Origin of the sequence: Acidovorax sp., assembly GCF_021287135.1 — a bacterium.
In the GTDB taxonomy this organism is placed as follows: Bacteria; Pseudomonadota; Gammaproteobacteria; order Burkholderiales; family Burkholderiaceae_C; genus Acidovorax.
Genome location: NZ_JAJTBB010000020.1, coordinates 62,758 through 75,322, shown reverse-complemented (window position 1 = coordinate 75,322; position 12,565 = coordinate 62,758). Strand labels below are relative to the sequence as shown.

General features: G+C 72.0%; 9 protein-coding genes. 4 read left to right on the top strand and 5 right to left on the bottom strand.

All coding sequences use genetic code 11. The features are described 5' to 3' along the window. The first annotated feature begins 295 nt into the window (after positions 1-295). Entirely contained in the window at positions 296-1,813 is a 1,518-nt protein-coding gene (locus LWW96_RS04465) for an MFS transporter (RefSeq protein ID WP_291484535.1), read from the top strand. Positions 1,814-1,886: 73 nt separating this feature from the next. Next, positions 1,887-2,336, top strand: a complete 450-nt coding sequence (locus tag LWW96_RS04460) for a hypothetical protein (RefSeq protein ID WP_291484469.1) — start codon at positions 1,887-1,889, stop codon at positions 2,334-2,336. 134 nt (positions 2,337-2,470) lie between these two features. Here the strand turns inward: LWW96_RS04460 and LWW96_RS04455 are convergent, their stop codons facing one another. After that, a complete protein-coding gene (locus LWW96_RS04455; protein ID WP_291484468.1) occupies positions 2,471-3,694 on the bottom strand; it encodes an MltA domain-containing protein in 1,224 nt (407 codons plus the stop codon). Between LWW96_RS04455 and LWW96_RS04450 the strand changes: the two genes are divergently transcribed. Then, positions 3,627-3,767 carry a hypothetical protein gene (locus tag LWW96_RS04450; protein ID WP_291484467.1) on the top strand — a complete coding sequence of 47 codons (141 nt, stop codon included), beginning with the start codon at positions 3,627-3,629 and terminating at the stop codon, positions 3,765-3,767. The genes LWW96_RS04455 and LWW96_RS04450 overlap by 68 nt on opposite strands. A 184-nt stretch (positions 3,768-3,951) precedes the next feature. Next, positions 3,952-4,629: an OmpA family protein gene (locus tag LWW96_RS04445; RefSeq protein WP_291484466.1), complete on the top strand. Its 678-nt coding sequence runs from the start codon at positions 3,952-3,954 to the stop codon at positions 4,627-4,629. Positions 4,630-4,709: 80 nt separating this feature from the next. Here LWW96_RS04445 and LWW96_RS04440 read toward each other — a convergent pair whose 3' ends face one another. From LWW96_RS04440 to LWW96_RS04425, 4 genes are all read right to left on the bottom strand, one after another. Next, the gene (locus tag LWW96_RS04440; RefSeq protein ID WP_291484465.1) at positions 4,710-5,345 is read right to left on the bottom strand and encodes a response regulator; all 636 of its coding nucleotides are present in this window, start codon (positions 5,343-5,345) and stop codon (positions 4,710-4,712) included. Positions 5,346-5,434: 89 nt separating this feature from the next. Further along, the gene (locus tag LWW96_RS04435) at positions 5,435-7,498 is read right to left on the bottom strand and encodes an ATP-binding protein (RefSeq protein WP_291484464.1); all 2,064 of its coding nucleotides are present in this window, start codon (positions 7,496-7,498) and stop codon (positions 5,435-5,437) included. 40 nt (positions 7,499-7,538) lie between these two features. Then, a complete protein-coding gene (locus LWW96_RS04430) occupies positions 7,539-8,354 on the bottom strand; it encodes a carbon-nitrogen hydrolase family protein (RefSeq protein WP_291484534.1) in 816 nt (271 codons plus the stop codon). Positions 8,355-8,356: 2 nt separating this feature from the next. Then, the gene (locus LWW96_RS04425) at positions 8,357-12,511 is read right to left on the bottom strand and encodes a YhdP family protein (RefSeq protein WP_291484463.1); all 4,155 of its coding nucleotides are present in this window, start codon (positions 12,509-12,511) and stop codon (positions 8,357-8,359) included. Positions 12,512-12,565: the final 54 nt, after the last annotated feature.

The window sequence follows — 12,565 nt, the reverse complement described above, 5'->3', positions numbered from 1 at the left end:
TCGGCGCGTCGCAACCCGGGCGGCGGCATCCATCGCACAATGCGCCGGCATGCCTCCCCTTGCCGTCCCACGAAAGCCCGCGCAGCCCAGCGCCCCCGCCGCGCCCGACCCGCAGGCCCTGAACGCGGGCGCCCCGCCGCAGGACGGCGCGGCCGCCGAGCGCGCTGCGCACACGGCCGATCTGGCCCACCGCACGGAAGAAGCCGTCGCCGCGCAGCTGGAGCACGGTGCGGCGGCGCTGAACCAGGCCGCCTCGCTTTCGCCGCTGGCGCCCCTGTCGGTGCCCGTGTTCCGCATGCTCTGGCTCACCTGGGTGGCGGCCAACACCTGCATGTGGATGAACGACGTGGCGGCCGCCTGGCTCATGACCACACTCACCACCTCGCCCATCCTCGTGGCGCTGGTGCAGTCGGCGTCCACGCTGCCCGTCTTCTTGCTGGGCCTGCCCAGCGGGGCGCTGGCCGACATCCTGGACCGGCGGCGCTACTTCATCGCCACGCAGTTCTGGGTGGCCGCCGTGGCGGTGGTGCTGGCCGTTGCCATTGCCGCAGGCGGCATGACCGCGCCGCTGCTGCTGGCGCTGACCTTTGCCAACGGCATCGGCCTGGCCATGCGCTGGCCGGTGTTCGCGGCCATCGTGCCCGAGCTGGTCAGCCGCCCGCAGCTGCCCGCGGCGCTGGCGCTCAACGGCGTGGCCATGAACGCCTCGCGCATCATGGGGCCGCTGCTGGCCGGGGCCATCATCGCCAGCGCGGGGAGCGCCTGGGTGTTCGTGCTCAACGCGGCGCTTTCGCTGGTGGCGGCGTTCACCATCATGCGCTGGAAGCGCGTGCACACGCCCAGCCCGCTGGGCCGGGAGCGCTTGGCCAGCGCGATGCGCGTGGGGGTGCAGTTCGTGCGCCAGTCGCCGCGCATGCGCGCCGTGCTGTGGCGCATCTCCATCTTCTTCCTGCACGCCACCGCGCTGCTGGCGCTGCTGCCGCTGCTGGCCAAGGGGCTCGAAGGCGGCGGCGCGGGCACCTTCACGCTGCTGCTGGCCAGCATGGGTGCGGGCGCCATCACGGCCGCCATGTTTTTGCCCCGCCTGCGCCAGGCCATGGCGCGCGACGTGCTGGTGATCCGCGGCACGGCGCTGCAGGCAGCGGCCACGGGCGTGATGGCGGTGGCGCCCAACGTGTACGTGGCCGTGCCCGCCATGTTCGTGGGCGGCATGGCGTGGATCACCACGGCCAATTCGCTGTCGGTGTCGGCCCAGCTGGCGCTGCCCAACTGGGTGCGGGCGCGCGGCATGTCCATCTACCAGATGGCCATCATGGGCTCCACCGCCCTGGGGGCGGCCGTGTGGGGCCAGGTGGCCACCTGGAGCAATGTGCACGTGAGCCTGGGCATTGCCGCCGTCACCGGCGTGCTGGCCATGCTGCTGGTGCAGCGGCTGGTGGCCGACCGCAGCATGGAGGAGGACCTGAGCCCCTCCCGCGCCTTCAAGGTCCCCGTGGCCGACGCGCCGCCGGGCACGGGCCCGGTGGTGGTCACCATCGAATACTTCATTGACCCCGCCCGCGCCACCGAATTCCGGGCGGTGATGCAGGAAAGCCGCCGCAGCCGCCTGCGCCAGGGTGCGCTGGACTGGCAGCTGCTGCACGACATCAGCCGCCCCGCACGCTATGTGGAGCGCATCGAGGACGAGTCCTGGACCGAGCACCTGCGCCGCTTCGACCGCGTGACGGCCTCGGACGTGGCGCTGCGCGAGCGCAAGCTGGCCTTCCACGTGGGCGACGCGCCGCCGGTGGTCACGCGCTGGGCGGTGGAGTAGCGGCCAAGCGCCTGCTCTAACATGGCGGCCCTTGACCCTTGCGTCCGCCACCCGCTACCCGCCGCGCCTCACCATGTCCCGCCTGTCCCGCAGCCTTCCCGCCATCGCAGCCCTTGCCGGCGCGTCCGTCCTCCACGCCGCGGCCCCCGACCCCGCACTGCTGGGCTGCTGGCGCGCGGCCAAGATCGTGCTGCACTCGCCCGACGGCACGACCGCGGAGGACACCACCGGGCGCTGCACCCTGCAGTTCACGGAAGACCAGTTCGCGTCGGTCTGCAAGACATCGTCCAACGGCGTGGCCACCACCACCTACCGGTACCGCGTGGTGCGCCCGCAGGTGTACGCCGCGACCATGGCGGGCAGCACGTTCAAGACGGAAATGGTCGGCACGACGCGCGAGTACGAATACCGCGTCCAGCGCGGCCGCCTGCGCACGGTGACCGTGCCGCCGCCCATGGTGTCGGCCGCTGCGGCCACCTCCAGCCGCGTGGAGACGGACGCGGACAAGGTCGCGTGCCCCTGAATCCCCGTCAGGGCGGTCCGAATGCTATAAATTAAATAGCTGTTTGCGCTTTACCAGTAAGTGCTAGAGGCCATTTTCATCAAGAAATGGCGCCCACGGCCTCGGGCAGCGCGGGGGGCCGCCCGGCCCCGGCCTCACTTCGGCCACAGCGCCCACAGCCGCAGGTTCTGCTTGAGCCGGCCCGCCGTGTCGCCCGCCTCCGGCCCCCAGCCCGTGAAGAAGTCCGCCCGCACCGCGCCCAGGATGGCGCTGCCCGTGTCCTGCGCCAGCACCAGGCGGTTGAGCTGCACCAGCGGCCCGCTGGAGGCCAGCCAGACCGGCGTGCCGTAGGGAATGCTCTGGCGGTCCACCGCGATGGAGCGCCCGGGCGTGAGCGGAACGCCCTGGGCGCCGCGGGGGCCGAACTCCGCGTCCAGCCCGCTCAGGGCCTCCTCCCGGAAGAACACGTAGCGCGGGTTGGTCCACATCAGCTCGTTGGTGCGCTGCGGGTTGGCCGCAAGCCAGGCGCGGATGCCGGGCCAGGTGGCGTCGCGGGTGTAGCCCTGGTCCAGCAGCCAGCGGCCCACGCTCTGGTAGGGGTGGTCGTTGGTGCCCGCGTAGGCCACGCGCACCAGCGTGGTCGTGCCGTCGGGCTCGGCAATGCGCAGCCGCCCCGAGCCCTGGATGTGCAGCACCATGGCCTCCACCGGGTCGCGCAGCCAGGCAATCGCGCGGCCCGCCAGGGCGGCCTGGGCTTCGGGCAGGGTCTCGATCTGCTGGCGCGTGTACCAGGGCTTGCGGGCGCCCAGGGTGGCGGGCGGGCGGTACACCGGCACGGTGTAGCCGTTGCCCGGCTGGCGCGCGGCGTCCAGCAGGGGTTCGTAGTAGGCGGTGAGCAGGCCCTCCGGGTTGCCGTCGCCGGACTCGATGCGGTAGGGCTGCAGCCGCGCCACCAGCCAGGCGCGCTGCTCCTCGGGGGTGGCAATGCTCAGCTGCCGCACCTCGCCGCACAGCGCGGCAAAGGGCGGCACGGGGCGCTCGCAGCTCTTGATCCAGGCGTTCCAGGCCTCGTGCAGTGCGTCGTCGGCAAAGCCGGGCAGCTCGGCCCAGCGCACGGGCACCCAGCGGCTCTTGGGCTGCGCCATGGGCGCGGGCAGCGGGCCGGTATCGCCGGGCACGGGGGCGCTGGCGGGCGGGGGCCGCACGCCGATGGCCCCAGGGCGTGCGGGGGCGGGAGCCGGCGGGGTGGAGCACGCGGCCAGCGTTCCTACAATCAGCGCCGTCCAAACCGCGCGCAGGAGTGTCAATTTCATGGGGCTGATTTTGCTTGAAGCACTGCTGGCGCTGGTGCTGCTGGTGGCCATCGTCTGGTGGACCATGTTCTCGGGACGCAAGGGCGGCGAGCCGCCGCCGCAGGACGGCGAGGACCGCCGCCCGCCGCCCGGGCCTTGAGAGGGCGGGGGCACGCCCGCCGCACGCTCGCCCTTGGGCTGGACCGCGGCCTTGCGGCAGCGTCCTACACGGCATGGGCGGCGGCACTGATGGTGCGGCGCCGCCGCCATGCCATCATGACGGGCAGGCGGGCAACCGCGCTCTGCTTTTTGCAGGGCGGTCCCCGCGATACCAAGGAGCACACATGCATACCCGTCCCCTGCCCACGCGCAATACACGCAAACACCTTCTCATTGGCGCCGTGGCCGTCCTGGCGCTGGCCACCGGATGCGCCAACATGGACGACACCCAGCGGCGCACCGCCACCGGAGCCGGCGTGGGCGCGCTGGCCGGCGCGGTGATCGGCTCGGCCACGGGCGGCAGCGCGGGCACAGGCGCCGTGGTGGGCGCGGGCGTGGGCGCCCTGGGCACCTACATCTGGTCGCAGAACATGGAGCGCCAGAAGCGCGACATGGAGCGCGCCACCCAGGGCACGGGCGTGGCCGTCACGCAGACGGCGGACAACCGGCTCATGCTGAACATCCCCAGCGACATCTCGTTCGCCGTCGGCCGCTCGGACATCCAGCCCAACTTTGCGCCGGTGCTCGACCAGTTTGCCGCCGGGCTGCGCGACAACCCCTATGCCGAGGTGCGCATCGTCGGCCACACCGACAGCACGGGCAGCGACGCCATCAACAACCCGTTGTCGGTGGACCGCGCCGCCAGCACTCGAAGCTACCTGGCCGCGCGCGGCGTGGACAGCCGCCGCATTGCCATCGACGGCATGGGCTCGCGCTACCCGATCGCCAGCAACGACACCTCCGATGGGCGCGCCCGCAACCGACGGGTCGAGATTTTCGTGGGGGAACGGCCGCGGGGATAAGCGCTTGCGCGCGACTCACGCGCAACGGCACTGGGCGACCCCGGGCGGCCGGCAGGGAGGCGTGAAGCGCCTCGCAGGAATCACTCCAGCTTGCCCGCCCGCAGCAGGTTGGCCAGCTCCACGGCGGACTTGACCTGCATCTTGTCGAACACGCGCGAGCGGTGCACTTCCACCGTGCGCACGCTGATGTCCAGCTGATCGGCGATCAGCTTGTTGGGCAGGCCGGCCACCACCAGATCCATCACGTCGCGCTCGCGCTCCGTGAGTTCGGCCAGGCGGATCTGGACATCGCTGCGCTCGCGCAGCTGGGCCAGGCGCTCGGCCGATTGCGCCAGGGCCTGCTCCACCCGGTCCACCAGCGCGTTGTCGGAAAAAGGCTTTTCGCAGAAATCGAAGGCACCGCGCTTGACGGTGTCCACGGCCGTGGGCACGTCAGCGTGGCCGGTGAGAAAGATCACGGGCATGGTGGCCAGATCGCCGCGCACGGCCAGCAGGTCGAACAGCGCCAGCCCGCTCATGCCCGGCATGCGTACGTCCAGCAGCAGGCAGCAGGGCTGGCGCTGCGGCGGGCGGGCCTGCAGCATGGCGTCGAAGGCCTCGGCGCTTTCAAACGACTCGCTGGGCAGCCGGCGCGAGCGCAGCAGCCAGGCCAGCGCCTCGCGCACGCTGGCGTCGTCGTCCACGATGTACACGGTGGCGTTGGTGATGGGCTCCATAGGTTGCTCAATTGTCCATTGCAATGTCTGCTGCGCGCACCTTTTGAACCGTCATGGCCCGGGCGAGGGCGGCCCGGCCGCGCAGCGCTTCAGGGGGCTGTCCCAGGGTCCGCGGGCAGCGTGAAGGTGAATACCGTACCACGCGGCTCGTGGGGGGCAAAGCCGAGGTAGCCGCCGTGCTGCTCGATGACCGTGCGGCACATGCTCAGCCCCAGGCCCATGCCCTCGCGGCGGGTGGTGAAGAAGGGGGTGAACAACCGCTCGGCCACCTCGGGCGGAATGCCGCTGCCCACGTCGGTCACCGAGAACTCCACCCAGGCCGAGTGCTGGTTGGACGCGGCGTGCCGCACCCGCAGGGTCAGCACCCGCGCGGGCAGGGCCGGGTCGTCCATGGCCTGCATGGCGTTGCGCGCCAGGTTCAGCAGCACCTGCTCGACCATCGTGCGGTCGCACCACACGGGGGGAAGGCCGGGCTCCACCTGAGTGTGCACCCGCACGCCCAGCTTGCGCGCCTGCAGGATCACCAGGGGCAGGATGGCGTCGAGCAGCTGCTGGGCGGGCACGGACTCGCGGGCCTGGTCGCGGCGGCGCACGAAGTCGTGCACGCTCTTGATCACCTTGCCGGCGCGCTCGGCCTGGCGCGCGATGTGCTGCAAGGCCATGCGCAGGTCCCGCAGTTGCTCGGCCTGCGCGGGGCTCGCGGGGCCGGCGGGCTCCGCCGGCGGGGCCTCCAGCAGGTTGATGGAGCCCGTGGCGTAGCTGGAGATGGCCGCCAGCGGCTGGTTGAGCTCATGGCTCAGCAGCGAGGCCATCTCGCCCACCGTGGCCAGGCGGGCGGTGGCCTGCAGGCGCTCTTGCGAGGCCCGCGAAAGCTCTTCCACGCGCCGCTGTTCGCTGATGTCGAGGAACGCGCTCATCCAGCCGGTGTGCTGGCCCTGGGCGTTGATGAGCGGGGCTTCGATGATGAGCACGGGAAAGCGCGTGCCGTCCTTGCGCATGAACTCCGACTCGAAGCCCTCGCGCGGCGGGATGGTGCCTGCGAACCGGATGGCCTGCCGCTGGCGGTACTCCTCCACCCGCTCGGGGGGCCAGTAGGGCGCGTTGGCGCTCTGGCCCAGCAGCTCCTGCGCGCTGAACCCCACCATGGCGCAAAACGCCGGGTTGACGTAGGTGATGCGCCCCTGCAGGTCGCGCGCGCGCAGGCCGGTGACCAGCGAATCCTCCATCGCCTTGCGGAAGGCCAGCGCATCGGCCAGGTCGCGCTCGGCGCGCAGGCGCCGGCGGTTGTCGCGCACCAGCACCACCATCACCGTGACCAGGGCAATCGACATGGCCGTGACCAGCGCCGTGAGCACGTTGGGGAAAAGGCTGGGCGCGCTGTGCCAGCTGTCCATGCGCAGCACCAGCGTGGTCCCGGGCAGGTCCAGCAGGTGCTGCGCCGTGAACATGCGCGAGCCGCGCCGCGCGGCGCCCAGCGCCGCGAGCCGGGTGCCGTCCGGCTCGGTGAACGAGGCCTCCTGGCGGCGCGTGAGGTTGTGGGCCACCAGGTTGGTCAGCACGTCGTGCAAGGAGTACGTGGCCACCAGGAACCCGGTGATGCGCCCCTTCGCCGTGAGCGGCATGCACAGCTCCATCATTTCGGAGCCCAGGCCGTCGCCGTGCGGCTGGAAATAGCTGCTGGAATAGGCCGGGCTGCTCAGGCGGCGCGCCGTGGCGCAGGCGATGGCAGCGTCCGACTGGGAGCCTTCGCGCAGCCGCACCTCCCAGGCCACCGGGCGGTAGGGCGACTGGGCATGGGTGCGCACCCGCAGGTCGGCGTCCCGCCACTCGATGCGCACCAGCTCGCGGCGGTTGCGCAGCAGCTCGGCGGCGTCCACCTCCCAGGCCAGCTGGCCGGGGTCGCCGGCGTGCAGGGCCTGCAGGCTTTGCAGGTTGCGGGTCAGCGCCGCCCGGATGTCGGCCACCGCGTCGGCGGTGTCCCGCTCCAGGCGGGACTGCACCTGGCTGGCCTCGTAGCGTCCGGCCAGCCAGACCAGGGTGCTCAGCATGGCCGCCACCAGCACCACCAGCGCGGTCCACAGCGACCAGCGCCGCCAGGCGCCGCGCCAGCGCCGGGCCAGGGCGTTCAGGTGGGACTTGATCCGGGATTTCATCCGGGGCACAGGGCTTTTCTTCTTCGGGGGGCTCTTGACGTCACAGCACGCGGTGCGACAAGGCCGGCAGCTGCAGGCGCACGTCGCGCAGGCGTTCAGGGTCCAGCACCCCCGGCACCACGCCGGCGCCCTGCGGGCGCTGCGCCAGCACGCCGCCCCAGGGGTCCACCAGCATGCTGTGGCCCCAGGTGCGGCGTCCGTTCTCGTGGGTGCCGCCCTGCGCGGGCGCCAGCACGTAAGCCAGGTTCTCCACGGCCCGGGCGCGCAGCAGCACCTCCCAATGCGCCTGGCCGGTGGTGTGCGTGAAGGCGCTGGGCACCAGCAGCAGGTCCGCCCCCGCGGCGGCGTGCGCACGGTACAGCTCGGGAAAGCGCAGGTCGTAGCACACCGACAGCCCCACGCGCCAGCGGTGTCCGCCGCGCGAAGGCAGGTCGAACTGCACGGGCGCCGCGCCTGCCTCGATCACCCGGCCTTCGTGGAACCGCTCGCGGCCATTGTCAAAGTAGAACAGGTGGATCTTGTCGTAGCGCGCCACGCATTCGCCGCGCGGATCGAACACCAGCGTGGTGTTGCGCACACGCTCGGGGCTGCTGGCCTGCAAAGGCAAGGTGCCGCCCACGATCCACAGCTGCAGTTCGCGGGCGGCGCGCGCCAGGAACTGCTGGATGCGCCCCTCGCCCGGGGTCTCGCGCAGGGCGAGCTTGTCCGTGTCCTGGTGGCCCATCACGCAGAAGTATTCCGGCAGCACGGCCAGCTCGGCCCCGCCGCGGGCAGCTTCCTCCAGCAGGGCGCGCGCATCGCGCAGGTTGTCCTCCAGCCGGGTGCTCGACACCATCTGGATCGCGGCGACATTCATCTTCATGGGGTGGCTCCGGAAGCGGGCGGGCTGACGGTGCCCGGGCGCGGCGCGGGGGTCTCGGCCGCACGGTTGCGGCGCGGCACGCGCACCACGCGCGGATCGGCCCAGGTGCCATCGATGCGGAACTCCTGGGTGGCCGCCTCGATGAGGGGGCCGCGCAGGAACACCTGGGCCAGGAAGCTGCCCAGCCCGATGACCGGGTTGATGGCGGTGGCCACCAGTGAGGCGGTCATGGCATTGATCTCCGGCACCACCACCACGCGCAGGTCCTGCGTTTCGTGGTCGATGTCGGCGCTGCCCTCCATCAGCACGGCGGCATTGACGCCCTTCATCTGCAGGTTGTTGGTGGTGGCCACGCCCTGCTCGATGCGCACGTCGCCGCGCACGAAGTCGAACGCGAAGCCTTCGCTGAAGACATCGCGGAAGTCCAGCGTGAGGCGGCGGGGCAGCGACTGCAGGCTGAGCACGCCCAGCAGCTTCGCCAGGCCCGGGTCGGCCTTGAGGAACTGGCCCGATTCCACGTTGAGGTTGATCTGCCCGGTCATCGTGTGGTAGTCGGGGCTGAACGGCGCGCCGATCCAGGCCACCTGCCCTTCCATGCGGCCCTTGCCGCGGCGCACCACGTTGGGCATGCCCAGGCGGCCCAGGAGTTCGCCCGAGTCGCGGATCTCCAGCTTGAAGCCCAGCACCGTGCGCCGCTGCGTGGGGCGCACCGCCGCGGCGGTGGGCGCCTGCAGAACGGCCCAGTTGCCGCTGGCCGTGAAGCTGGCTTCGGGGGCAAGGATGTTGAACTTGCTCAGGCGCCATTCGCGCTGGGCGCTGTCGCCGCCGCGGTTCTGGGCTTCGATCTCCACGCGCCCCAGGCGCTTGCCGCGCAACTCGAAATCGTCCACCACGATGTCCAGCGCCGGCAGCGCGCCCGGCTGCTCGTCCAGCAGGGCCTCGACCTGGTTCACATCGCTTTGCGGCATGTTCACCCGCGACAGGCGCGCAAACAGGCGTCCGCTGGGGTTGTCGGCCCCGCCCGGCTGGCGGTATTCCACAAAGCCGTTGAGCTCGGTGGCGTCCAGGTTGGCGCGCCAGGTCGTGCCCTCGCGCAGCGCGCCTGCCACAACGTTGTGCAGGGTGCGGCCCTGCAGGGTGAGCTCGCGCGCGCGCAGGGCCAGCGTGGTGGGCAGGTAGTCCTGCGCGGCAGCGGCGGGGGCCTGCGCCGCAGTGCGCGCCGCCGCCGGGCTGCTGGTGGCCTGGGTGAGCACGTCTTCCCACGCGTCCACATCCAGCCGGCCCTGCTGGATGTTGGCCGCCACGCCCTGCGCCGGCATCGGGGCGGCTTCGCCGGGCGCCAGGCCGATGCCGATGGCCCCCCGCAGCACGCGGGCCTGGGCGCCCCCCAGCTCGCGCACATAGGTGGCCGAGCCGAGCGCGCCCAGGTCCAGCGTGATCTGGTCGCGCAGGGGCGGGGACTCAGCCGTGGCGGCCGTGGGGGCCGTCTGCTGCGTCAGCCCCGCCAGCGACTCCCGTGCGACCTGGGTTTCAAACCGGAGCGGCAGGCTGGCATCGGCCGCCTTGCCCAGCGGGGCAGGCAGCGCCAGGGCCAGTCCCTGCAGTGGCGTGGTGACCTGGATTTCGGGCTGGCCGCGGCGGAAGGTGAGCGCCATGGAATACGGCGTGCTGCCGGTGGCCCGGCGCGCCAGCTGCGAGAGCACGCCCAGTTGCGGGGCCTGCTGCAGCCCTTCGGCCGTGGCCGTGCCCTGCGCGCGCAGCTGCACGGCCGACTCGGTGGCGGGGGCGTTGGGCGGCAGCGCGCGCATGCCGCCTTCCAGCCGCACGGCGCCGCCCAGGGCCTGGGCCTGCACCGACTGCAGGGAAAAGCCCGCCTCGGTGAAGTTCACCGTTCCGCGCACGCGGCTGAGCGTCGGGGCTTCCGGCGTGATGCGCAGCTCGTTCCCGGCCAGGGCCACGCTGCCCTGGACCTTGGACTTGTGGATCTCGCTGATGGGCAGGGTCAGCCGAAGCTGGAAGTCCGCGGGCCCCGCGCCGGTGGCCTGTTCCAGCGCGTTGCCGGTCATCCGCCCAAGAGGTGATGTATTCATCAGGGCCAGCAGCTCGGGCAGCGGCCCGCGCGCGTCGGCGCTGACGCTGACCACTGTGTGGGCCAGGTCGGGAATCTTGGCGTCCACCTTGGACAGCCGCAGGCCGGGGCGCCCCGCAAAGCCCCCGCTGGCGCCGCGCACCTGCATCGAGGACCGGTCAAAGATCAGCTCGCCCGACAGCCCCGTGAGTGCCGGCCAGGGCAGGGTGTTGGGCGGCTGCAGGGCCGTGGGAACGTAGGCGTAGGTCACGTCCTTGACCCGCGCGGCGATGCGGAATTCGCCCTGCTTGGGGTCGTCGAACGGCAGGTGGTGCAGGTCGCCCTTGACCCGGAACTGCACGTTGCTGGCCGAGCCGGCCACCACCGCGTCGCGCACGTAGTGGCGCGACTCCGCGGGGATCGACAACGGCAGGTAGCGGTGGACGCGGGTGCCGTCGGCGCGGTGCAGCGTGCCGCTCAGGTCCAGCACGCCCGGAAAGCGCGAGCGGTGGGCCACCTTGGCGGCATCGCTGGTGTGCCAGGAGGCACGCGCCTCGCCCTGGGCGTCGGCGTTGGCGAACTGCACGTCGTTGGCCTGGACGGCAACGCGGTCGCCGTCGATCTGCCAGCGCACGTCGGCGCTGAGCCGGTCCAGGGGCAGCACCGGGTCTTCAAACACCCCGGGCAGCACCAAGGCGCCGGAGGCGATGGACAGCGCCGCCTTGCCGCCGGCCTGCGTCATGTCCACATCCACCGTGGCGCCGCGCAGGCCCAGCTGCGTGAGCGTGCGCCCCGGGGCATCGCCCGCCAGCGCCAGGCCGCGGATGCGGCCGCGCAACTGGTACTGCTGCAGCGCATCCAGCGGGCCTTTCCAGGTGGCCTGGATCTCGTCGACCAGGCCCTCGGGCGCATAGGTGCGCAACGCGCCATGGGCCGTGGGGCCCAGGGGAAGGCGGCTGGCCACCTGGGCCAACGCTGCCAGGTCCAGCCGGTCGGCCCGGAACTCTCCCTGCGCGGGCGTCTTGCCGGTGGCCGCGGTGTACACGAGACGGGCGTTGCCGCCCGGCCAACGCAGGCCGTCGTCGGTCTCGAACTGCAGGGCCTGGGTCGAGAATTCAAAGCCGCCGTTGAGCTTGCGCCCGCCCAGCCGGCCCTGGATGGTGGGCAGCACCAGCGCCTGCAATTCCGGCCCCAGGGTGGCGTTGACGTCGGCCAGGGCCAGATCGGCCGTGCCGCCGACCACCTGGCCGCGCTGCACGTCGGCCCAGGCCCGCAGCGCGCCCCGCCCCTGGGCCACCTGCACCCCCAGGTCGGCGTAGTGGCGAAGCTGCGAAACGTCCACGCGCGTGAAGTGGGCAAACACCTGCCCGCTCCAGTGCTTCCAGTTGCCATCGCGCGCGCGCAGCAGGGGCGCGCGGAACAGGCCGACCACGGTGAACCGGTCGCCCCAGGCGGGGGGCGGCGTGGCGTCCAGCCGCAGGTGGTGGTGCCAGTTGCCATTGCGCAGCAGCAGGTCCACCTTCTGCAGGGCCAGTTCAGGAGCGCCCCGCTGCTCGTCGGTCCAGCGCACCGTGCCGCCCCGGATGAAGACCTCCCCTTGCGAGAACAGCCAGTCGGCGGCGGCGCTGTCCTCGCCCGGCTGCGCGGACAGCGCAATGCCCGCCACCTCGATGCGGCCATCGGGCGTGCGGCGCACGTCCAGCTCAGGCTCCTCGATATAGAGCTGCTCGAAACCGCCCTTGAGCAGCGAGCGCGGCGACAGCGCCACCACCACGCGCGGCAGGTGCAGCGCCGCCCGGCCTGCGGCGTCCAGCAGCGCCACATCCGAGAGCTCGATGGACGGGATCAACCCCTCGGTGTGGGCGGCAATGGCGCCAATGCGCACGGGAATCCCCAGGGCCCGTGCGGCCTGGGCCTCCAGCTGCGGGCGGAAATCACCGATTCGCGGCACAATCCAGCCGTGTAAGGCCCCCCAGGCGATGGTCAGCAGCAGCCAGAAGGCCAGCAGCAAGCCCAGTGACCACCGCGCAAGACCTGCCACGAATTTCAGCAGGCGAGTGGGGTGCGTGGTGGGAACGATCATGGTGGGATTGAATGTGGCAGGAATTATGACCCGCGGCCCCGGCGCGGGTTCACA